This is a genomic window from Pararhizobium arenae (assembly GCF_001931685.1).
Lineage (GTDB): Bacteria > Pseudomonadota > Alphaproteobacteria > Rhizobiales > Rhizobiaceae > Pararhizobium > Pararhizobium arenae.
Genome location: NZ_MOOY01000004.1, coordinates 336,060 through 357,985, shown reverse-complemented (window position 1 = coordinate 357,985; position 21,926 = coordinate 336,060). Strand labels below are relative to the sequence as shown.

Genomic DNA, 21,926 nt, shown 5'->3' with positions numbered 1-21,926 from the left:
AATACGCAAATCCCGCCAAAACGGAAAAACCGCCCGTCGCCAGCATCAGGGCGGCAACGGACGGCAGAAGGAGACGGCGAACCATCAAGAAACGCATGCGCGAAAACAGGGCGACTGCCAAAAGCTGCCGCCCGCCTTTTCTCTTATTGGAAGACAGCGTTAGGATTATCCAGGCTGTCGGAACCTTCAAGCTCGATCGTGCCGAGATCGAGCGCGGCAATCACACGCTCCACGGTCTTGGCCTGGGCAACGAGCCCATCGATCGCGGCCTGCACGGCGGCGTTGCCCTCGGCATTGCCCTCGGCGATCATCTGGTCGTATTTCTCGACCGTCTCGCCGCGCTTGGCCATCGCTTCCATCGCGGTGATGGTGGCGGCCAGCTTTTCCTTCATTTCCTTGTCGAGCGCCGGGTCCTTGGCAGCCACGATTTCCGAGAGCGACGGGCCGGAAAGCTTCGTGCCGTCGGTGCGGGTGTAATCACCGAGATAGGCGGCCTGAACGCCGATCGCATCGTGCAGGTGCGAATTGTAGGTGTTGTCGGAGAAGCAATCATGCTCTTCTTCCGGATCGTGCAGCAAAAGGCCGAGCTTCATGCGCTCGCCAGCCAGTTCGCCGTAAGACAGCGAGCCCATGCCCGTCAGGATGGCAACGAGGCCAGCCTTCGGGTCGGCTTCCACGTTCTTGGTGGCGGCGCCATCCGGCGTCCAGTTGGCAACCATTTCCGTGAGGTCGGAAACGAGCAGCTGAGTTGCCGCTTTCAGATAGGCGGCGCGGCGGTCGCAATTACCATTGGTGCAATTGGCCTTGTCGTAGTCGGTGTAGGGACGGTTGCCGGCGCCCGGGCCGTTGCCGTTCAGGTCCTGGCCCCAGAGCAGGAATTCGATGGCGTGGTAGCCGGTCGCAACGTTCGCCTCGATGCCGCCTGCTTCCTGCAGGGTGCCGGAAAGGAATTCCGGCGTGATGTTGGTGGCGTCAACATCCTTGCCGTCGATCTTGATCGTCTTGTTGGCGATCACATTGGCGGTGAACAGCGCGTTTTCATCGCTTTCCGTGCCGTAGCTCGGGTCGACATAGTCGATCAGGCCCTCGTCGAGCGGCCAGGCGTTCACCTTGCCTTCCCATTCATCGACGATCGGGTTGCCGAAGCGGTAGACCTCGGTTTCCTGATAGGGATTGCGGGCGGCAAACCAGGCTTCGCGGGCCGCCTTCAGCGTCGCCTCGCTCGGGGTGGCGATCAGCGCGTCCACGGCCTTGTCGAGCGCCTGCGCCGTGGTCAGCGCATCTTCGAACTTGGCGTGGGCCACCTCTGCATAGTGTTTTACCACGGCGGCAGCATCGGTCGCGGCGCTGGCCGGCGTGATCGCCAGCACGGACGTCGCGGTCACCAGCGCCAGCATGGCGCTGCGAAGGAATGATGTGGTCATGACCTCTCCTGATGTCTTTTTCCGAATGATCTTCGGTATCCCCACCGCCCGTCGCGGACCCGGCGGGCAGCCCCCGGCGCCGTTCATAAGGCACCGCTCTCACAACCCGGCTTTCATGAACCAAAAGCAAACTGGTGTCAAAGAGTATAGTTTAGAACGTTTTCAAGGTTCCAACTTGGTCTCGCGACGTGCGAAACCCGGGCGCGCGGGCGCCTGACACCTGTCTCGGCGGTATCGGCCGATCCATCACCGAAGCGTGTATAAGAATATTGAAAATAAAGGGTTTAATGCACGGATAACCTTGTTTCAACAATCAGCAGTAGCGCGATCGTTCCCAAATTGAACCAGCCGTTTCGCCATGCTAGCCAATCCGCGGGGGAATATCGCAAGGAGCGCGCACGATGGCAAAAATTACAGTTGGCGGATTCGTCAAAACCCGGGGATTGAGTTTCGAGGATTTTCTCAGTGAAGAACTCGACGACATCATGGATTACGACACCGAAAAGTTCACCAAGACCGGCATCCTCCTGAAGGACGACGCCAAGAACTACATGCAGTTCACCGGCACCAACCTGACCTACAAGTTCGTCAACGGCGAAATCTACGGGATCACCGGGGGAACACTGACCTCGTTCAAGATCGTCGCCGACGGCCTCACGATCATCAATGAGACCGGACTGTCTCTTTCTGCCAAAACGCTCAACGCGGCCATCGACAGCGGCAGCTCGGCAAAATTCCTCGCCGCCCTGCTGTCCGGCAGCGACACCATCACCGGCACCGCTTATGCCGACATGATCTGGGGCGACAAGGGCAACGACACGCTCTCTGGGGGCAAGGGCAATGACGATCTCGACGGCGACAGCGGCAACGACGTCGTTTACGGTCAGGACGGCAATGACTGGCTGGACGGCGGAACCGGAAACGATACGCTAAACGGCGGAACAGGTAACGACTTCCTGCGCGCTCAGGCCGGAAACGACAAACTGACCGGGGGCACGGGCAAGGACACGTTCATCTTCGATACCGCCCTGAGCGCCACCACCAATATCGATACGATTACCGACTTCAATGTGAAGGATGACACGATCCATCTGGAAAACGGTGTCTTCACCAAGCTGACGAAGGCGGGCCCGCTTGCCTCGTCCGCCTTCTACGCCAGCACCTCCGGCAAGGCGCATGATGCCAATGACCGCATCATCTATGAAACCGACACCGGCAAGCTTTTCTACGATTCCAACGGCAGTGCTTCCGGCGGCTCGGTGCATTTCGCCACGCTGTCGAAGAACCTGTCCCTGACCTACGCCGACTTTATCGTCATCTAAGCGGGTTGATATGTGCTGATCGCCGCGTGGCTTCCATCGCGGCGATCATCTGTATCAGGACGCCTTTTCCATCACGCAGAAGAAGAAGCCGTCCGTATCGGTCGCGGCCGGCGTCAGGGTCACGCTCATCATGTCGGCGGACCACGGCTGCGGCTTGTCCTCACCGAACAGCTCGGCCCAGCGATCGGCAACCGAGATCATCTCGAAATCGGGATTGGCCTCGCAGAAGGCGTAGACCTGCGCCTCGTTTTCCTCCGGCAGCACGGAACAGGTAACGTAAACGAGCTGGCCGCCGGGCTTCACGAAATTCGCCGCGCTCATCAGCGCTTCCTGCTGCTGGCCCATGCGCTCTTCCAGGCTCTTCTGTGTCAGCCGCCATTTGGTGTCCGGGCGACGCCGCCATGTGCCCGTACCCGTGCAAGGCGCGTCAACCAGCACCTTGTCGAAACGGCCCATGAACTGGGCAAGCTCTTCAAACCGGTCATGCACCTGCACATTGCGGGTGCCGGCGCGTTTCAGGCGCTCGATGATCGGCGCGAGCCGCTTGCGGTCGGTGTCATAGGCGTGGATCTGGCCCTTGTTGTTCATGGCTGCCGACATGGCCAGCGTCTTGCCGCCACCGCCGGCGCAATAGTCGAGAACCTGATCGCCTTCCTGCGGATAGACGAGATCGGCGACGATCTGCGAGCCCTCGTCCTGCACCTCGAACCAGCCCTTCTGGAAGGAGAGTTCCGCCGTGACGTTCGGCAGCCGCGACGGACCTTCGCCAGCCTTCACGCGCACGCCATTGCGGGCAATCACCGTCGGCTCGACGCCGCTGCGCTCCAGTGCCTTCAAAACCTTGTCGCGGCTCGCCTTCAGCGTGTTGGCGCGCAGGTCGAGCGAGGGACGCCCGGCCAGCGCCTGCGCTTCCGCCAGCCACTCGTCCTCGAAATTGTCCTCGAAGGACGGCTGCAGCCACTCGGGGATATCGCCCTGCACATGCAGCGGCGCGTCTTCCAGCTTGCGGCTGGCAAAGGCGGCCTTCATTGCATCCGTCAGCGGCTCGGGCGCAAACTTGTCGCCTTCCAGTTCGGCAGCCAGTTGCTCGGGCGAAACACCCCACTGGCGGAACATCACGGCATGGCCGAGCGCGGTCGCGCTGTCGCTGTCCATCAGAAATGCGTGGGAGAGTTTCATGCGCAGCGCGTCATAGACGATGTTGCCGATCGCGGCGCGGTCGCCGGATCCGGCAAAGCGGTGCGCCAGGCCCCAATCCTTCAGGGCATCGGCCACCGGACGTTTGCGCGCTTCGATATCGGCCAGAACTTCAACGGCGCCGGCAAGCCTGCCACCCAATCGCATCTTCATCACTCCATTTTCCGCCGTGGTAGCGGCGATGAGCCCGAAGAGCAAGCCGCCATCGGCATTGGCAGCGGGTTGGAGCCTTATTCGGCTCCGAGTGTCAGAGAGCGATGCTCTCCAACCGTCTAACCCTTCCCGGAACCTTTTCCGGTCAGGTCCGTTCGCCTTTCCGTATGATCAAGAACCGATCGGCATTCAGTTCAGGACGAGTCGAAAATGGTGATTTTCCGTGAGCCGGAGCGCAGCGTACTTTCGGTACGTGAGCACCGGAAGCGCGGGAAGGCACCATTTGCAGACCGGCATGGGCTGAATGCCGTTCGGTTCTAGCCGATGACCTGATAACAGATGCTGGCGGTACCAGAACGGATCATGCCGATCTGGGAGGCCGCGCCCTTGGAGAGATCGAGGACTCGGCCGCGAATGAAGGGGCCACGATCGTTGATGCGAACGACAACGCTCTTGCCGTTGCGCTTGTTGGTGACCTGAACCTTGGTGCCGAACTTCAGGCTGCGGTGGGCAGCGGTGAGCTTGGCAGCGTTCATGCGCTCGCCAGACGCGGTGCGCGATCCCAGCGCATACCAGGATGCGCCGCCACAGGCTGCACTCTTGGCTTCCGCCGTCGTTGTCGTTGTGAGAGTTGCCCCCAAGGCAAAGACAATTGCACCTGCAATTGCCGAGAATTTTCGGTTAGCCAAACGTGAACCCCTAGGCCTGAAATTTAGTCAAGTCTTACGAAGGCTCGGCTTTTCAGGGGCAAAAGTGGCGAAAACGTGCCTCAACCTTTTACCCTCCGTTAGGATTTCCGGCATTTCTGGGGGTTTTAAAGATTGTCAAAAATTGAATTTGCGCACCATTCGAGAAGATTCCGTTTAGATTCAAAGCCGAAGCAAAAACCTGCCTCAAACGTGGAAGTTTAATGCGGTTATCGAATAAAAACGGGATTAAATTTTTTTAGATGCCTCTGAAGGCACCAATCCACAGGCTAGAAAATCTTCTACTCTCGCTTTGATTGTACTCAACCCTCAAAATGTGGCAGTGCTGGAGACCATCGAAAGCCTGTCTATCCGCGCCAGCGTCCTGCCTCCCAGAGGTCGGCGAGCGACGCCCGGTAGTCTGTAAATCGCATGACGTAACCCGCGTCCCGCAGCTTCCTGTTGGAGACCCGTTTGTTCTCGCCGTAGAAAGAGCGCGCCATCGGCGTCAGCTCGGCGCTTTCGAAGGCGACTTCCGGCGGCGGCTCGACACCCATCATATCGGCTGCCATCGAAACCAGATCCTGCGGCGGTGCCGGCTCGTTGTCGGTGATGTTGAAGATACCATCGGCGTGCTTATCGATCAGCAACGCCGTCGCGCCGGCAATATCCTCCACACGGATGCGGTTGAACACCTGGTCCGGCTTGATCAGCCGTTTGGCCGTTCCCTCTTCCAGATTGCGGAAGGTATTGCGACCCGGCCCATAGATGCCGGCAAGCCGCAGAACGGCAACAGGTATGCCTGACGCTTCACCGAACGCCATCCAGCCGTCCTCCGCCTCGACCCGCTCCCGCGAGCGCTGCGACACGGGCTTGCATTCGCTCTCCTCGTCCACCCAGCCGCCCTTGTGGTCGCCATAGACGCCGACCGTCGAGAGATAGCCGACCCATTCCAGCGCCGGCATCAGGTCCCGCATGCGGGTGAAACCGAGCCGGATGATCGGATCGCCCTCACGTCCCGGCGCGATCGACTGGATGAGGTGGGTCGCCCGCGCCATCTCGGCGGCCAGTTCCGGCGAAATTTCGTTGCCGTCATAAACAAGCGCCTCGATGCCGATTGCCGTCAGTGCAGCCCGTTTTTCAAGAGAGCGCGTCGTACCTGTGATGCGGGAGGCCAGAGGTAACAGTTCCCTGGCAATCGCCTTGCCGGAATACCCGGCCCCCAGGATCAAAACGCGCATCATATCACTCCTGCATACGTCCATTCCCCGATCACATCCGGATCGGTCTCATCTTTCCGTCTTGCCGCAAATTCGGAAAATTCGCCAGAGGTCATCAGACGCGACAGCGCCCAGACGGCCATGCCCCGCACCACCGGCGAGGCATCTTCGCTCAGCGCGAGACAGGAGGCGATCATCTCCCGATCCCCGGAATTCCCCGCCGCCATCAGCACATTGCGCACGAAGCGATCCCGCCCGATGCGCTTGACCGGCGAGCCCGAAAACATCGCCCGGAATGCCGGATCGTCGAGCGCCATCAGTTCCGCAAGCTTCGGTGCCTTTAGCTCGTCGCGCGCCTTCAGCTTGATCTCGGAGGCGGTCGCGGCAAACTTGTTCCATGGACAGGCCGCCAGACAGTCGTCGCAGCCATAGATGCGGTTGCCGATCAACGGCCGAAGCGCGGGATCGATCGGCCCCTTGTGCTCGATCGTCAGATAGGAAATGCAGCGCCGCGCATCGATACGGTAGGGCGCCGGAAAGGCGTCGGTCGGACAGGCGGAAAGACAGGCCCGACACGAGCCGCAATGATCGACCTCCGGCGCATCGACTTCGAGATCGGCCGTCGTGAACATGCTGCCCAGAAACAGCCAGGAGCCGAAGTCGCGGCTGACGAGATTGGTGTGCTTGCCCTGCCAGCCAAGCCCGGCCTGCTCCGCCAGCGGCTTTTCCATGACGGGCGCGGTATCGACAAAGACTTTCACATCCTCGCCCGCCCGCGCCGCAAAGCGGGTCGCGACTTCCTTGAGCTTGCCCTTTACAATGTCGTGATAATCGCGGTTTTGCGCATAGACGGAGATTGCCCCGCGATCCGGCATCGACAGGACATCGCGCGGATCGTGCTCCGGCCCGTAATTCATGCCGAAGACAACGACCGAGCGCACATCGCTCCAGAGCACCCGGGGATCGCCACGCCGATCCGCCGTCTCGGCCATCCATTCCATCGTCCCGTGCTGGCCTTCGGCAATGAACTGCCGGAGCCTCCCCGGGGCTTCGGGAATGGAATCCGGCAGCGTCACGCGACAGAGGTCGAACCCCTTGTCGCGCGCTTCTTGCCTCAGGAACGCCGTCAGTTTCAAGCGTCTGGCGTCCTGCCTGTCCTGCGATGGAAGGCCGCCGGTCATGGAACCTACCCTTTAAAAATCCAGATCCGCGTAATGCGAAACAGGCGTCAGTCCACGCACCTTCTCGGCCAGCAGCGGCCGGAAGGACGGTCGCGATTTCAGCCGCTGATACCAGTCCTTGGCCATCGGCGATTCCGTCCAGTCGATCTCGCCGAGATAGTCCAGCACCGAAACGGCAGACGCCGCCGCGAGGTCGGCATAGGAAAGCCGGTCGCCCGCCAGATAGGTGCGCGAGCCCGCAAGCCACGACAGATATTTCATGTGCTGGCGGATATTCGCCCGCGAGGTGCGCAGCGCCTTCGAATCCGGCGCGCCACCGCCCTGATCCGGCGTCATTTGCAGCTTGAAGATGCGTTCGCGCACCAGGGGCCGCGTCACATCGGCTTCCATCTTCTGCAGGAACCATTCGACCAGCCGGCGGATTTCCGCGCGCTGGAAGGGGTCTTCCGCCAGCAGCCGGCGATCGCGCTTCAAAACGCCGTTGGTTTCGTCCAGATATTCGGAAATCACCATCGCGCCGCACAGCGCCCGCATGCTGTCGTCGACATAAACAGGCAATGTGCCGGCAGGATTGAGCGCCAGAAAGTCGCGGCGCTTTTCCCAGGGCTGCTCTTCCGCAAGTTCCGTCTGATAGCCGTATTCGGACAATATCAGCCGGACGAAGCGAGACGAGGTGGACATGGGGTGATGATACAATGTCGGCATAAGGAACTTCGTCGGTTCTATCAGGAGAGGACGGCCATCAGGGCAACGTCCGGGTCTTATCTGTCGGGTAAAGGCCGCGTGCTATTGCCTGAAACCGGCCGTTCCGTGGCGGACCGGAAAAAGCTATAGAAATTTGCAGCCTCAAACTCAAGCGAATCAGCCAATGCCTCTTCGGCGCTCAGGCTAATCATTAAAACTTCAAGGATACTTAACTTATGGCGGATCAATCGATCATCAGCGCGCTTATCCTTGGCCTCATTGAAGGCCTGACAGAGTTCATTCCCGTTTCCTCCACCGCCCATGTGCTGCTCGCCGGCCATTTTCTCGGCTTCAAATCCCCGGGCAATACCTTTGCCGTCCTCATCCAGCTCGGCGCCATCCTCGCGATCCTGCTCGTCTATTTCCAGCGGCTGCTGTCGATTGCGCTTGCTCTTCCCTCGAGCGCCAAGGCCCGCGGCTTCGTGCTGTCGGTGCTCATCGCCTTCCTGCCGGCCGCCATCATCGGCGCCATCGCCCACGATTTCATCAAGTCCGTGCTCTTCGAAACGCCGATGCTGATCTGCATCGTGCTGATCGTCGGCGGCGTCATCCTTTACGCGATCGACAAGCTGCCGCTGCAACCGAAATACCGCGACGTCATGGATTATCCACCCTCGCTCGCTCTGAAAATCGGTCTCTGCCAGTGCCTTGCCATGATCCCGGGCACCTCGCGCTCCGGCGCGACCATTGCCGGCGCGCTGCTGATGGGCACCGACAAGCGTTCGGCGGCGGAATTTTCCTTCTTCCTCGCCATGCCGACCATGCTCGGCGCCTTCACGCTCGATCTCTACAAGAACCGCAACGCCCTTGATTTCAACGACGTGACGGTCATTTCGATCGGCTTCATCGCCGCCTTCGTCTCCGCGCTCTTCGTCGTGCGCTCGCTGCTCAACTTTGTTTCAAACCGGGGCTTCGCACCCTTCGCCATCTGGCGCATCGTCGTCGGCACCGCCGGCATTATCGGCCTTTTCATCTTCGGCTGATCGACCGAAAAACGAAAACCGCGCGCAGCTCCCATAGAAAGCTGCACGCGGTTCCTGGCCCCCGCCATAAACGTCACGTACTCTTTTCAGAGTACGATTTAGAACTCAGTTTTCGGAAAGCTTGCCGATCGAGGCCGTGGTGCACGGGTCGACGCCATAGGCCGGCGAGCAATCGCCGTGATGTCCCGCAACGGTCTTCGGCGCTGCGAAGGAACCGGCCACGATGACGAGTGCCGCGCACGCAAAAAAGATTGCGATCGACTTGCCCATGAACTGTCTGCCTCTCGATAGGAATTGACGTGCCGCGCCTTGAAGATTTGCAAGGCTCAGCGCGGCTGCTGTCTAAGCGTTGCGACTGCCGTTATCAATACGGCAGCATGTTGAATCCAAGGTAAATGCGAAACCTCAAAACGAGTGAGGCAGAAGTGCAACGTTTGGGCTGGGTGGGAAGATACAAAGGCGGTAATGCGGCGGCCCGGTCCTTCTCCCTGCTTGCGGGGAGAAGGTGCCCGAAGGGCGGATGAGGGGCGAAAGCCTCGGCAGCATCAAGGGTAAGAATTGCCCCTCACCCTAGCCCTCTCCCGGCATGCGGGGAGAGGGGACGACCCGATCCTGGGTCACCCCACCTTCAGAAAAGAGACTGCTTACGCCAATCCGCGCGAAAACTGGCCCTGCGGGCGGTAGCGCACGATATAGGACGGCAGGATGGCTTCCACGGAGGTCGGCTCGATGCCGAAGGCCTGCAGCGTACGACCTTCATTGCCGGCCGCATCCGAAACCACGTTGTCGGACTTGAGCAAGATAACCTGATCGGCCGTCAGCGGCGGCTGGATGAACGGCACGAGCGATGCGACAGAGCCGATCAGCGAGGCGACACCGAAGGGTAGCGGCAGCAGCGTGCGCTTGCGGTTGATCTGTTTCAGCATGATCTCGAGACAGGCGCGGAAGGTCAGCACATCAGGGCCACCGATCTCATAGACCTTGCCGCCCTCGACCTTGCCGTCGATCGCGCCGGCGACCGCTTCCGCGAGATCGGTCACATAAACCGGCTGGAACACCGTTTCGCCACCGCCGACCAGCGGCAGCACAGGCGAGAAGCGGGCCATCTCGGCAAATTTGTTGAAGAACTGGTCTTCCGGACCGAAGACGACGGAAGGACGCAGCACGATGGCATCGGGAAGCGTGTCGAAGACCGCCTTTTCGCCACGCCCCTTGGAGCGGGCATAGAGCGATTCGCTCTTCACGTCGGCGCCGATCGCCGAGATATGCACGAGTTTGGCGCCAACCGCGCGCGCCGCTTCGGCAACCGCGCGCGCGCCAAAATCCTGGGTGGCGTCGAACGTGTTGCGGCCGGCTTCGAACAGAACGCCGACGCAGTTGACGACATGGCTTGCGCCCTGGACGGCGGCATCGACCGAGGCGCGATAGCGCAGATTGGCCTGAACCAGCGAAATCTGGCCGACATTGCCGAGCGGCAGCAGGAAGCCGGCGAGATCCGGGCGGCGCACCGCAACGCGGATGCGATAGCCGCGACGGGCAAGCGCGCGCACCACATGACGCCCGACAAAGCCAGACCCACCGAAAACCGTGACGAGCGGCGGAATATTGGACAAGGTCATGGCACAGGCACTCCTGAAAATCGCGCGGGCGCGTTGCTTGGTAACTTACGGCTACATAGCCCAATCGCCAGCCAAGGTGAAGGCTTATCCGACAGGGTTTTGCGCCGCGAAAAGACGCGGCTTGTTAAGATCGATCACACGCCTTCGACGATCACCATCTCGGCATCGGCAACCTGTTGCCGGATGGCCGCCGCGATCTGGTACTCAGGCGAGTGATAGCAGTCATGCGCCGCCTTCAGCGAGGGAAACTCGATCACCACATTGCGTGCCCGGACCTGCCCTTCCAGCCGCTCATATTCCCCGCCACGCGCCAGGAAATTGGCCCCGTATTTTTCAAAGGCCGGCTTGGCGGCTGCGACATAATCCTTGTAGCGTTCGGCATCGCGAACATCGACGCGCGCAATCCAGTATCCCTTTGCCATTGCCTTCTCCTCTTTATCGCCGCAAGCATGGGATTACTGTGATCCGGCAAATCACGGGTGCGGTCAAGCACCGACCAATCGGAAAACTTATAATGGCAGGCTTGCATAACATGCGGAAAACATCGGCTTTATCGATCGCAATCCTGACGCTTGCCGCCGTTCTGCCAGCCGCCGTCCTCTCGGCACGCGCAGAGACGAAACCCGCCATCGCCGCCTGCTCTCCAAAACAGTACGCCGCCCTGCGCGAGCCCGCCTCGAAGGAAAAGGCCGCCGTCGAAATCCGCTGCTCGCTCACGCTCGACAAAGCCGACGTCATCAGCAAGCGACTGATCCTCTCCGGCGAACGGGCATCCGGCATTACCATAGACTGCGCTGGCGCCACACTCGACACCTCCCGCGGCACGGTCAATTACGGCCGGCCGACGGTCCAGATCCGCTCGACAAAGACCAAGGATGGCCGCTGGAGCGTTCCCACCGACATCACCGTCAGGAACTGCGTCGTCAAAGGCGCCATTCGCCTTCAGGGCCTTGGTCGAAACGGCCAGACCGAAGAGGTTCGCCTCTCATCCCTGAAAGCCGACCACACGAAAAACGCCCAGCAAGCCGCCCCGAAAAACATCGTTCTCGAAGCAATGACGTTCGTCGCCGATGGCCAGATCCCCCTCTATGCCGGCCCTGGCATCACCGGCCTGACTGTCAGAAATTCCCGGTTTCAAGGCAAAAGCGACGGCACCGCGCTCTATCTGGATTCGGAATCTGCTGAGAACGCCATCCTCGACAACAGCTTTTCCGTCCGCACCGACCACCGCGAGCAGATCGCCATCGACGGCTCGGCCCATAACCGAATTGTCGGCAACAGCTTCAACAACCCGATGAACGGCGGCATCTTCGTCTATCGCAACTGCGGCGAAGGCGGCACCATCCGCCACCAGAAACCGCAGCGCAACGAGATCGCCGGCAATATCTTCTCCTATCCGAAAGGCAGCCGCGACGCCGAGCCTGCCGTCTGGCTCAACTCCCGCAACGGCGCCCGCCTCTATTGCCTGACAGCCCCCTCCGCCCCCTTCGGCAGCGGATTGAGCGCCAGGGATTTTGCAGACAACAACACGGTCTCCGGCAACACGCTGAAGGGCGGCGCTCTCTCGCTGATCCGCGACGATGACCGAACGAACACGGTCAAGGGCAACACAGCGGAATAGGATGGCCCGGTTGCGATGGGACCGGACGGGCGAATGTCGTGCGTCCGCGGGCCCGAACGGGACGCCGGGCAATCGACACCGCCTTGTTCTGAAAACAACGAGTTGACCGTACCTCTGCGCAAGGCGACACTTGATCATCTCGGACGGAGGAGACGACGATGGAAAACCTGGGCCCCTGGCGACAGATGCGAACCGCGCCGAGAGACGGCAGCCGTATCCTGGTCACGATCCGCGCGACCGAACAGGGACCGGGTGCTGTCGATGTCGCCTACTGGTCGCATGGCGATCGATACGGCGGCGAAGCCTGGCGCTCCTCCGATTCCGCCCCCGGCCGGATCATTGAATATGCGGAGCCGGAACTGAAATGCTGGATGCCGATGCCCTCGGCCAACCTCGACCAGATGACAATGCCGCCCGCCTGGGCAGGCAAGGACGACGAGGAACTCGACGGCTCGGGGATCTGAGCTAAGGCCCCGGTGATTAGCCGGTGATTGCCATCCAGACGAGGTTCACGACGACGCCAAAAAGCATGACGACCGTGGGATAAAAAGTCAGGGCGAAGCCGAGTGCACGGGCCGGTGCCCCATGCCCATAGCCCCGCCAGAAAAGGGCACGACCAAGAAAGAACAGCATTACCGCCACGGGAATTGCCGCTTGCCACCGCCATGGCATGACGGCTGCCCATAGAAGATGGGTCGCAAGTGCCAGCACCACCTGTTCCAGCGTATTCTGAAGCATCGACTGGAGAACCTTTGCGGTAGACGTACCCTCGGTGAGCCCCCCGCCATCGATATCCGAAGGATTGAAGAACCGGTGCCGCGCCAGAGCCGCTATGCTCGCGGCAAGCCACACTACCACGAGGGCATCCCACCGAAGGGCATGTAAAATTGCCGACAGGGCCGTCTCGTCATCCGGAAGAAAAGCGTCTGGCGCGAGAATGATCGCGAGCGAAAGGGCGAGCAAGGCGGCGATCAGGCCGCCCATCATACCCCTCAAGACCCCGCGCTGTTTTTCGGTAAGCATCAGTGATGGGCCCAGCCAGTGTTGCGATACGCCGCATCGTAACAGCACATCAAGGCTTTGAAAGCTTGCTGTCGCTGTGCCCGAGATGGAAGCATTGCCGGTCGATCCCGGTCGCTGCTTCCATTCAGATATTTCATGAAAGCATTTGTCTGAAGCCATCGATCCCGGCGATGCCAGACAGTAGGCTTCTGACCAAGATCAGGCTGCCGTTTCACGGAAGGGAGTTCCATGCCACTTCTCGACGCAGACGCCATTCATCCGATTGTCCTGCCGGATGGCACTGTCTATCGCGATACCGTCCACCTGAAGAACGTCATCGACCATCCGCGCATCGAAGTGGGCGATTACAGCTATTTCACGCATTCCGAAAAGCCTGAAGACACAGCCCAAATACTCGCCCCGTACCTCGGCCACGGCTGTCGGGAACGGCTTGTGATCGGCAAATTCGTACAAATCGCGCGGGGCAGCTACTTCATTACCAGCTCGGCCAATCACCCGATGAGCGGCTTCAGCACCTATCCCTTCCGCATCTTCAAGCCAGAAACCTTCGGCTACAAGGACTTGCCGGTAAGGGATACGATTGTCGGCCACGATGTCTGGATCGGCCATGTCGCCGCGATCATGCCGGGCGTGCAGATTGGTACCGGCGCGATTGTTGCCGCGGCTTCGGTCGTTGCCCGAAACGTCCCGCCCTATGCCGTTGTCGGCGGAAATCCGGCAACCGTCCTCCGGATGCGCTATCCGCAAGAAGTCATCGCGGAACTTCTCGAAATCGCCTGGTGGGATTGGCCGCTGGACAAGATCGAAGCCAATCTGGTCGCCCTGACGGAAGGCGACCTGTCAGCGCTGCGAAAGGCTTGAAACCAAGGCGAGCCTGGCGTTCACCCATTCAGCGCATCATCAGGTTCTTGAATCTTACCGAAGAGGTACTCTATGAACAGAATCCGAGTAACCTTTATGATGGTCCTTTTGCACCGCTGAAACGTGCAGATCGTTCAATTTAACGGATAGCATAAAATGGCGCGCCGAAGCCAGTTTCGGGGTATCTCCCATGATGTTCTTGAGACGTTTGTCAGCAGGTATAATGATCTCGACGGGTACTGGGCCTTGGGCCAATATCGATCGTTCCTTGAGCGGATGGAACAGCATCAAATTGAGTTACATTTGGCAAGCGACATCAATCCGCCAGAGAATGGGCCGTTCGAACTCGCATCAAAGTTTTATAAAACCACTGTTCTAAGAATGATGGCATCGAATGCGATGCCGCTCAGCTGGCTCGCGGACGCCATTGTGCGCCTCGCCATAATCGATCCAAGGAAAATTCAATGCGATTTGACCATCATATCTGATCTTGGGAGAAGCTATTCCAGTAGACGCACCCTAATCGTCAGACCGCATAACCCATCGAGAGAATATCGCAGAGCTGATCGCTTCGGACCGTCGAGCCAAGACTGGCGCTAAAGCAACGCTGTTCGGCCGGACGATGATCTGGAAAGGCTGTAACCGCGTTGGCGCAGCCATTCCACAGCACCCGAACGTGTCTCAAAGCGGATATTTTCCGTCATAAGGAGCAAGACGCCCAAAGGCATCCCACCTCATACTTACCCCTTCAACGCCGCATCCATCTCCGCGACAATCGCTTTCACCGCCGCCAGCGGGTCGGCGGCCTTGACGATCGGGCGGCCGACGACGAGGTGGCTCGATCCGGCGGCCAGCGCATCGCCCGGTGTCATCACCCGCTTCTGGTCGCCGTGGTCGCTGCCTGTCGGCCGGATGCCCGGCGTCACGACAGCCATATCCGGCCCGACGATGCCGCGCACCGCAGCCGCTTCCTCTGCCGAGCAAACGATGCCGCCCATGCCGGCGTCGCGTGCCTGTTCGGCGCGGCGGAGCACCAGCGCCTTGGGATCAAGAGCGTAACCCGCATCTTTCACATCCGCGGCATCCATCGAGGTCAGGACGGTCACGCCGAGCAGGCAAAGGCCGGAGCCTTTCGCCGCCTCGACCGCCGCCTTCATCGCCTTGGGATAGGCGTGCATCGTCAGCATCGACATGCCCATCCTGGCGATGTTTTCCACGCCCTTGGCCACCGTGTTGTCGATGTCGAGCAGCTTCATGTCGAGGAAGACGTTTTTCCCGCTCTTGGCGAGATCGCTAGCGAATTCCAGACCACCGGCGAAGACCAGCTGGTAGCCGATCTTGTAGAAGATCGCCTCGTCGCCGATCGTGGCCACGATCTTTTCCGCTTCGCCGATTGTCGGAATATCGAGACCAACGATCAGCCTGTCGCGTGCACTTGTCATGCCATCCATCCCCGCCATGTTTCGATGGGGGTCCAGTCGCATGCGAGCGCTCGATCCGCAAGGGAAAATGCAAAGAGATTGCCGCCGCCCGCCGGCTGGTCGTGGCGCGCGATCGGCACACCGGCCAGATGGCATTTCAAGAGCGTGCCGACCCCGCCATGCCCAACGAAAGCGACCGGAACGGCTGGATCATGCGTCTCCAGCGCGCCGAAAACCGCCGATACGATCCGCGCCTGCGCATCCACCGCCCTTTCCCAGCCGCGAAAGCTTTCCGTGGGGTTGGCAAAGAACCAGTCCGCCGCGTCCTCGAAGGCATCGGGCTTCAGAAAGCCCGTCGCCGAGCGGTCGTTCTCCCCGGAGTGCTCAAGAATTTCGACAGGCCGCCCGTCTGCAAGGATCGCCGCCGTCTCCTTGGCCTTCACCTCATCGCTCGACAAAAACCGGCCTATGTCACGCACCCAGCCATGCCCGGCCGTCTGCCGCGCCCGCGCGACGCCAAGCTCGGACAGCCCCCATTGCGGCACCGCAACGGCAGGGTCTATCCGCACCTGCGGGTGGGTGATGTAAACGGCAAACATGGGCCGTCAATGCGCCTTGCGGTAGATCCAGAGCTGCGCTGGCGGAATATTGCGCACGACAAAATCATAATGGGAGATCTGGTAGCGATCCGGCAGCGCGACGATCGGCGAAAGCGGCCCGTAGGAAATCTGGATGACCGGACGGCCGACAGGGATTCGCTTCAACAGGTCCTCGATCAGCGCCACGCGGCGATACATCGGGAAATTCAGAAGCGGTACCGCCGAGATCACGCAGTCGAACTGCCGGTCCCTGTGTTCGCCGAGCGTCGTGGAGAGATCGAAGGCATCGCCGTTGATGAAATTCACCTCGGGGAAGCGGCCGATCAGATGCTCGTAGAAATCCGTCGAGAACTCGACCGAGAACAGGTTTTCCGGCTTCACGCCCTTTTCGAGGATTGCCTTGGTGATCACGCCGGTTCCGGGGCCGAGCTCGAGAACCGGCAGGCCCGAATGGGGATTGACGACGCTCGCCATGCGCCGGGCGGTCACGCCGGAGGTCGGGATAATCGAGCCGACCGCCTTCATGTTCTGCTTCCAGCCCTTGAAGAACCGGATTTCCTCGTCAAATTTCTGTTCGAAACGCTGCTTCAGACGAAAATTCATTTTTCTCCCCGCGAGCCATTGAGCCCCGCAGAACCCGCCGCCCTCATGCAGCGTATTCGACGTACCGAATATTTGACGTGCTTTGCGACAAAAACAAGTCTTTCCGCGTCGTTAAATGTCGGGAATTCCGTAAATCTGCTTCGCCGGCTAAAAGGGCAAACGGCAACGACAGTAGTCCCCTCTCCCCGCATGCGGGGAGAGGGTGAGGGGCGAAACTGTCCTCCTCCGAAAACCTTGCGGCTTTGGCCCCTCATCCGCCCTTCGGGTACCTTCTCCCCGCGCGCGGGGAGAAGGACGCGCCGCAGTCTGTGCAGACCAGCCTGGGCTGAATGCTAGACGCGCATGGGCATCAGGACGTACAAAGCATCATCGCCGGCAAGATCGCGCACCAGCGTCGGCGAGCCCGGATCGGCCAGCATGAACACGGCCTCGTCGCCGGAAAGCTGAGCGGTGATATCGAGCAGGTACTTGGCGTTGAAGCCGATTTCCAGCGGGTCGCTTTCATAGCCCACCGGCAGTTCTTCCGTCGCACTTCCCGAATCCGGGTTGTTGACGGTCAGCGTCAGCTGCCCGTCGGTGAGCGAGAGTTTTACGGCGCGGCCGCGCTCGGACGAAATGGTGGAAACGCGATCGACGGCCTGGGCGAAGGACTGGCAGTCAATCTTCAGCTCCTTCTCGTTGTTGGCGGGGATGACGCGCTGGTAATCCGGGAAGGTGCCGTCGATCAGCTTCGAGGTCATGACGATCGAGCCGATGGTGAGGCGGATCTTGGCGTCCGACACTTCGACGGTCACGACGACGTCGGGGTTGTCGACCAGCTTCTGCAATTCGCTGACGGTCTTGCGCGGAATGATGATACCCGGCATGCCTTCCGAGCCCGACGGCGCCTCGATATCGGCGCGGGCGAGACGATGCCCGTCGGTTGCAACGGCACGCAGCTTCAGCTGGCCCTTGCTTTCGATCGTGTGGATATAGATGCCGTTGAGGTAATAGCGCGTCTCTTCCGTGGAGATCGCAAACTGCGTGCGATCGATCAGCATCTTCAGGTCCGTCGCCTTGATGCGGAAAGTATGGCTGAAGGCGCCGGCCGTAAGGTCCGGAAAATCGGATTGCGGCAGGCACTGCAACGAGAATTTCGAGCGGCCCGATTGCACCGTCATCGCCGTGCCTTCGGTGTTGGTGGCAAGAGCAACCTCGGAGCCATCGGACAGCTTGCGCACGATGTCGTAGAGCAGATGCGCCGGCACCGTCGTCGCGCCGGGTTGCTCCACTTGGGCAGGCGTCGCTTCGGTGATTTCGAGATCGAGGTCGGTCGCCTTCATGTCGAGGCTAGCGCCATCGGCACGCAACAGCACGTTCGAGAGGATCGGAATGGTGTTGCGACGCTCGACCACGCGGTGAACGTGGTTCAGCGACTTCAGGAGATTGGACCGCTCGATCGTAATACGCATGGGATGCTACCGCTTTCAACGAACACCGGAAGAAGCCTCCCGGCCTTTACCTTAGACGCCCCATCGGGCCCACAGAGATGTGGACGGGCAAAATGGCAGAAAGAAGCCGCCAAAAGCAAGCGCTATCGCCTGCAAGAAAGGACGATTTGGGGCCGGAATGGGCGCTCGTCCCCAGTATCCCACAGCAACACCCGCTCGACGGGATCGCCATCCTTCATTATCTGTGCGGCATGATGAAAGCCAAACCTGACACCTCAGCCCCGAGCGTCCGCCCCGGGCAGCGTACCCCCGACAGATGACCGTTCGCCTGCGCGCGCACCACCTCCTCTGCCTGCTCACCTATGTCGGCAAGGGATATACCCCCACCTTCGTCGCCAACTACGATCGGATCGCGGCGCGGCTTTCTGCCGGGGAAGAAATCCTGATTGTCGATGGACCGGACGATATCTGCGCGCCGCTTCTTCATGAAAGAGAATCCCATTGCCACCATGAGAGCGTGGGCAGGCGCGACATCAAGGCAGCCGAAGATGTCGGCCGCATTCTCGATCTTGCCCTTTCGGCAGGCACCCTGATCGAACCCCGACCGTCCCTGATCGAGCGGATGCGTGCCGGCTTCGCGGCAGGAGATACCCGGACAGCCTGTGCCGGCTGCGAATGGTTCGAGCTCTGCAGCACCATCTCCGGCAACGGTTACCAAGATGCGCTCATCCATCCGCCCCACGGCAGAGTGATCGCGGACGGGTGACGGCCACCGCCAGCTTCGCGACCTTCGATGCAATCCGGCATGCCGGCCCTTGCCGCCACCGCCCCGCTCGCCCATAAAGGCCGGCAACAGCACTCGGAAAGACCATGACCTTGGAACATCAGGCAGACGGCACCCCCGGCGACAGGCAAAAGACCTATCGCATCCATAACATCGCCGTTCCCGCCCGCCCGCTGGAGCCGGCGCTTTATCTCGTCGCCACCCCCATCGGCAATCTCGCCGACATCACGCTCCGCGCCCTTGAAACCCTGGCCGGCGCCGATGTGCTGGCCTGCGAGGACACCCGCGTCACCCGCGTCCTGCTCGACCGCTACGGCATCGTCAACCGCCCCTATGCCTATCACGAGCACAATGCCGACGAGGCCGGGCCGCGCCTGATTGCGGCGCTTGAGGCCGGAAAATCCGTGGCTCTCGTCTCCGATGCCGGCACGCCGCTCGTGTCGGACCCCGGCTATCGCCTCGGCCAGGCGGCCATCGAAGCCGGTCACCGCGTCATCCCGATCCCAGGCCCCTCGGCGCCGCTTGCCGCCCTTGTCGGTTCCGGCCTCTCCAACGACACCTTCCTGTTCGCCGGCTTCCTGCCCTCCAAGGACAAGGCCCGTCGCGACCGCCTCGCCGAACTCGCCACCGTACCCGCAACCCTCATCTTCTTCGAATCCCCGCACCGCATCGCCGCCACCGTCGCGGCCGCTTGCGATGTGCTCGGCGAAACCCGCCGCGCCAGCGTCTGCCGCGAACTCACGAAAACCTTCGAGGAATTTCGTCGCGGCACGCTTGCCGAGCTGAAAACCTTCTATGACGAAGGCGCTACCGTGAAAGGCGAGATCGTCTTCGTCGTCGCCCCGCCGGATGCACCAGCGCCGCCGAAGGAAGAGGATGTCGACGCTCTCCTCTCTGCGCTCGCGAAAGACATGTCCACCGGCAAGGCCGCCACCGAAGCCGCAAAACGAACCGGCCTCAACCGCAAGGACCTTTACGATCGGCTTTTGGAGTTGAAGGCGCGCGATGGCGCCTGAGCCGGCCGATATCCGCAAGATCAGGGCGCTGCGCAAAGGCGCGATCGCCGAATATCGCGCTGTGCTCGCTCTCCTGCTCAAGGGCTATCGCATCGCCGCCTTCCGCTATCGCACCAAACTCGGCGAGATCGACATCATCGCCCGCAAGGGCGATCTGGTGGCCTGCATCGAAGTGAAAGCCCGTGCAAACATCGAGAGCGCCGTGACCGCCGTCTCGCCGCTCAGCCAGCGCCGCATCCGTGCGGCAAGCAATCTCTGGCTCGCCCGGCAACCCGACGCCACAAGGCTTTCCATTCGTTATGACATCATCTCCGTCAGCCCCTGGCGCTGGCCTGTTCATCTCATCGATGCTTTTTGAACACGCGTGCATCGATGTTACAGAACCGACATCAAAGCGTTATCCTAGCGTCATGAAAGGTCTTTAGCGGGTTCCTCACCTTAACCCTGGTGAAAGGAACTGCCCCATGATCAAGAACATCACGATGACCGGCCTCGCGCTGGCATTTTCCGCAACCTCCTCGTTTGCCGCGACCAACATCACCTGGTGGCACGGCATGGCCGGCCGCAACGGCGAAGTCATCAATGAGGTTGCCCAGAAGTTCAACGCCGCCCAGACGACCTGCGCGCTGACCCCGGTTTCCAAGGGCACCTATGAGGAAGCGCTCGCTTCCGGCATCGCCGCCTTCCGCTCGGGTGAACAGCCGAACATCCTGCAGGTCTTCGATGCGGGTGCCGCCACCATCATCAACGCCAAGGGCGCCGTCATCCCGGCTGAAGACCTGATCACCAAGGCAGGCTACACCTTCGACCGCAACGCCTTCATCGATGGCGTGCGCTATTTCTACGCCGACAGCGAAGGCAAGTTCGTCGGCATGCCGTTCAACTCTTCGGCCCCGATCATGTACATCAACGACGAGGCCCTGAAGAAGGCCGGCGTCGAAGCCCCGAAGACCTGGGAAGAGTTCGAAGCCATCGCCCCGAAGCTCAAGGAAGCCGGCTACATCCCGCTCGTCCAGTCGCAGTTGACCTGGCAGTTCACCGAGAACTTCTTCTCGCGCAACAACATCCAGTTCGCCACCAACAACAACGGTTACGACAGCGTCGTCGACACCCAGCTGAAGGTCACCGACCCGAACCTCGTCATGATGTTCGAAAAGCTGAAGGCCTGGGCCGATGAAGGCTATTTCGCCTATTACGGCGCCGGCTGGAACGATAACCAGAAGATGTTCGAGGAAAACAAGGCGGCCCTCTGGATCGGCTCCTCCGGCTCCTTCGGCGGCCTGACCAAGACCGCCCAGATGCTGTTCTCGGCAAACTTCCTGCCCTATTGGGGTTCGATCCAGGGCGCCGGCACCTCGTCCTTCATCGGCGGCGCTGCCCTCTTTGCAATGGCCGGCAAGTCGGATGAAGAAAACAAGTGCGTTGCCGACTTCTTCCAGTTCCTGACCTCGCCGGAAATCCAGAAGTTCTACCACCAGGCCACCGGCTACGTCGCCATCACCAAGGCGGCCTACGAGCTTGCCAAGGCTGAAGGCTACTATGAGAAGACCCCGGTCGCCGAAGTCGGCATCAAGCAGCTGATGCTGCCGTCGGGCGAGTGGTCCAAGGGTTACCGCCTCGGCTTCTACCCGCAGATCCGCGAAATCATGGAACGCGAATACGGCCGCATCTTCGCAAACGAAGTCTCCGTCAAGGACGCCTTCGACACGATCGAGAAGGAAGGCAACGAACTTCTCGCCCGTTTTGCGAAGACCGCTGGCTGATCTCCCTCCCTTCTCCCCCCTTTCGGGGGAGATGTCACCAGAGCTGACAGAGGGGGGTGGCGCGGCAATCTCCGAGATTGCCTCTGCCCCTCATCCGGCCTGTCGGCCACCTTCTCCCCGCACGCGGGGAGAAGGGATATGCCGCACCTCCCGCCATCCCATGATGGCCCGAGAAGCAGCCAACACGCGATCATCCCCTCTCCCCGCAAGCGGGGAGAGGGCCGGGGTGAGGGGCAAAGCCCTCCGCACCCAAGACACTCCCAAGGGCCAACCCCA

Annotated in this window: 23 protein-coding genes; 9 read left to right on the top strand and 14 right to left on the bottom strand. The window is 60.8% G+C overall.

Going from position 1 to position 21,926, the window contains the following annotated elements:
- Window positions 1-143 precede the first annotated feature (143 nt).
- Entirely contained in the window at window positions 144-1,424 is a 1,281-nt protein-coding gene (locus BLX89_RS11075; RefSeq protein ID WP_075290949.1) for an imelysin family protein, read from the bottom strand.
- A gap of 401 nt (window positions 1,425-1,825) precedes the next feature.
- On the opposite strand from BLX89_RS11075, the gene BLX89_RS25335 reads away from it, so the two are divergent.
- The gene (locus BLX89_RS25335) at window positions 1,826-2,746 is read left to right on the top strand and encodes a calcium-binding protein (RefSeq protein WP_075290948.1); all 921 of its coding nucleotides are present in this window, start codon (window positions 1,826-1,828) and stop codon (window positions 2,744-2,746) included.
- 54 nt (window positions 2,747-2,800) lie between these two features.
- Here the strand turns inward: BLX89_RS25335 and BLX89_RS11065 are convergent, their stop codons facing one another.
- The 5 genes from BLX89_RS11065 to BLX89_RS11045 all read right to left on the bottom strand — a co-directional run bounded on the left by BLX89_RS11065 (window position 2,801) and on the right by BLX89_RS11045 (window position 7,888).
- On the bottom strand, window positions 2,801-4,090 hold the full coding sequence (locus BLX89_RS11065; protein WP_075291108.1) for an RsmB/NOP family class I SAM-dependent RNA methyltransferase: 1,290 nt from the start codon (window positions 4,088-4,090) through the stop codon (window positions 2,801-2,803).
- Between the two features lie 323 nt (window positions 4,091-4,413).
- Window positions 4,414-4,737 carry a septal ring lytic transglycosylase RlpA family protein gene (locus BLX89_RS11060; RefSeq protein WP_245292815.1) on the bottom strand — a complete coding sequence of 108 codons (324 nt, stop codon included), beginning with the start codon at window positions 4,735-4,737 and terminating at the stop codon, window positions 4,414-4,416.
- A 413-nt stretch (window positions 4,738-5,150) separates the two neighbouring features.
- Window positions 5,151-6,023: an SDR family oxidoreductase gene (locus BLX89_RS11055; RefSeq protein ID WP_075291106.1), complete on the bottom strand. Its 873-nt coding sequence runs from the start codon at window positions 6,021-6,023 to the stop codon at window positions 5,151-5,153.
- Window positions 6,023-7,183, bottom strand: coding sequence for a tRNA epoxyqueuosine(34) reductase QueG (gene queG / locus BLX89_RS11050; RefSeq protein WP_075290947.1), 1,161 nt, complete (start codon window positions 7,181-7,183; stop codon window positions 6,023-6,025). The genes BLX89_RS11055 and queG overlap by 1 nt, the downstream gene beginning before the upstream one ends.
- A gap of 12 nt (window positions 7,184-7,195) precedes the next feature.
- Window positions 7,196-7,888, bottom strand: coding sequence for a glutathione S-transferase family protein (locus BLX89_RS11045; protein WP_075290946.1), 693 nt, complete (start codon window positions 7,886-7,888; stop codon window positions 7,196-7,198).
- A 215-nt stretch (window positions 7,889-8,103) separates the two neighbouring features.
- Between BLX89_RS11045 and BLX89_RS11040 the strand changes: the two genes are divergently transcribed.
- A complete protein-coding gene (locus tag BLX89_RS11040) occupies window positions 8,104-8,910 on the top strand; it encodes an undecaprenyl-diphosphate phosphatase (protein ID WP_075290945.1) in 807 nt (268 codons plus the stop codon).
- A 105-nt stretch (window positions 8,911-9,015) separates the two neighbouring features.
- Here the strand turns inward: BLX89_RS11040 and BLX89_RS24245 are convergent, their stop codons facing one another.
- The 3 genes from BLX89_RS24245 to BLX89_RS11030 all read right to left on the bottom strand — a co-directional run bounded on the left by BLX89_RS24245 (window position 9,016) and on the right by BLX89_RS11030 (window position 10,951).
- Window positions 9,016-9,180, bottom strand: a complete 165-nt coding sequence (locus BLX89_RS24245) for a hypothetical protein (protein WP_143523581.1) — start codon at window positions 9,178-9,180, stop codon at window positions 9,016-9,018.
- 374 nt (window positions 9,181-9,554) lie between these two features.
- Window positions 9,555-10,529, bottom strand: coding sequence for a complex I NDUFA9 subunit family protein (locus tag BLX89_RS11035; RefSeq protein ID WP_075290944.1), 975 nt, complete (start codon window positions 10,527-10,529; stop codon window positions 9,555-9,557).
- Between the two features lie 134 nt (window positions 10,530-10,663).
- Window positions 10,664-10,951: a DUF1330 domain-containing protein gene (locus BLX89_RS11030; protein ID WP_075290943.1), complete on the bottom strand. Its 288-nt coding sequence runs from the start codon at window positions 10,949-10,951 to the stop codon at window positions 10,664-10,666.
- A 92-nt stretch (window positions 10,952-11,043) separates the two neighbouring features.
- On the opposite strand from BLX89_RS11030, the gene BLX89_RS11025 reads away from it, so the two are divergent.
- The gene (locus BLX89_RS11025; protein ID WP_245292806.1) at window positions 11,044-12,150 is read left to right on the top strand and encodes a right-handed parallel beta-helix repeat-containing protein; all 1,107 of its coding nucleotides are present in this window, start codon (window positions 11,044-11,046) and stop codon (window positions 12,148-12,150) included.
- Window positions 12,151-12,308: 158 nt separating this feature from the next.
- Window positions 12,309-12,614, top strand: a complete 306-nt coding sequence (locus BLX89_RS11020) for a hypothetical protein (protein ID WP_075290942.1) — start codon at window positions 12,309-12,311, stop codon at window positions 12,612-12,614.
- A gap of 16 nt (window positions 12,615-12,630) precedes the next feature.
- Here the strand turns inward: BLX89_RS11020 and BLX89_RS11015 are convergent, their stop codons facing one another.
- Complete coding sequence (locus BLX89_RS11015; protein WP_075290941.1) at window positions 12,631-13,173, bottom strand: MAPEG family protein; 543 nt, start codon at window positions 13,171-13,173, stop codon at window positions 12,631-12,633.
- Window positions 13,174-13,401: 228 nt separating this feature from the next.
- Here BLX89_RS11015 and BLX89_RS11010 point away from each other — a divergent pair, with 228 nt between their 5' ends.
- Complete coding sequence (locus BLX89_RS11010) at window positions 13,402-14,034, top strand: CatB-related O-acetyltransferase (RefSeq protein ID WP_075290940.1); 633 nt, start codon at window positions 13,402-13,404, stop codon at window positions 14,032-14,034.
- Between the two features lie 740 nt (window positions 14,035-14,774).
- Here the strand turns inward: BLX89_RS11010 and pyrF are convergent.
- The 4 genes from pyrF to dnaN all read right to left on the bottom strand — a co-directional run bounded on the left by pyrF (window position 14,775) and on the right by dnaN (window position 18,108).
- On the bottom strand, window positions 14,775-15,476 hold the full coding sequence (pyrF, locus tag BLX89_RS11000) for an orotidine-5'-phosphate decarboxylase (protein WP_075291104.1): 702 nt from the start codon (window positions 15,474-15,476) through the stop codon (window positions 14,775-14,777).
- On the bottom strand, window positions 15,473-16,054 hold the full coding sequence (locus BLX89_RS10995; RefSeq protein ID WP_075290938.1) for a histidine phosphatase family protein: 582 nt from the start codon (window positions 16,052-16,054) through the stop codon (window positions 15,473-15,475). The genes pyrF and BLX89_RS10995 overlap by 4 nt, the downstream gene beginning before the upstream one ends.
- A 6-nt stretch (window positions 16,055-16,060) precedes the next feature.
- Entirely contained in the window at window positions 16,061-16,657 is a 597-nt protein-coding gene (gene pmtA / locus BLX89_RS10990; RefSeq protein ID WP_075290937.1) for a phospholipid N-methyltransferase PmtA, read from the bottom strand.
- Between the two features lie 332 nt (window positions 16,658-16,989).
- A complete protein-coding gene (dnaN, locus tag BLX89_RS10985; RefSeq protein WP_075290936.1) occupies window positions 16,990-18,108 on the bottom strand; it encodes a DNA polymerase III subunit beta in 1,119 nt (372 codons plus the stop codon).
- A 295-nt stretch (window positions 18,109-18,403) separates the two neighbouring features.
- Here dnaN and BLX89_RS10980 point away from each other — a divergent pair, with 295 nt between their 5' ends.
- The 4 genes from BLX89_RS10980 to BLX89_RS10965 all read left to right on the top strand — a co-directional run bounded on the left by BLX89_RS10980 (window position 18,404) and on the right by BLX89_RS10965 (window position 21,650).
- Window positions 18,404-18,853 (top strand): DUF1284 domain-containing protein, encoded by a 450-nt coding sequence (locus BLX89_RS10980; protein WP_075290935.1) that lies wholly within the window; start codon window positions 18,404-18,406, stop codon window positions 18,851-18,853.
- A gap of 104 nt (window positions 18,854-18,957) precedes the next feature.
- The gene (gene rsmI / locus BLX89_RS10975) at window positions 18,958-19,887 is read left to right on the top strand and encodes a 16S rRNA (cytidine(1402)-2'-O)-methyltransferase (RefSeq protein WP_075290934.1); all 930 of its coding nucleotides are present in this window, start codon (window positions 18,958-18,960) and stop codon (window positions 19,885-19,887) included.
- Window positions 19,877-20,245, top strand: a complete 369-nt coding sequence (locus BLX89_RS10970; RefSeq protein ID WP_075290933.1) for a YraN family protein — start codon at window positions 19,877-19,879, stop codon at window positions 20,243-20,245. Before rsmI ends, BLX89_RS10970 begins: the two co-directional genes overlap by 11 nt.
- A gap of 106 nt (window positions 20,246-20,351) precedes the next feature.
- Window positions 20,352-21,650, top strand: a complete 1,299-nt coding sequence (locus BLX89_RS10965; RefSeq protein ID WP_075290932.1) for an extracellular solute-binding protein — start codon at window positions 20,352-20,354, stop codon at window positions 21,648-21,650.
- Window positions 21,651-21,926 lie beyond the last annotated feature (276 nt).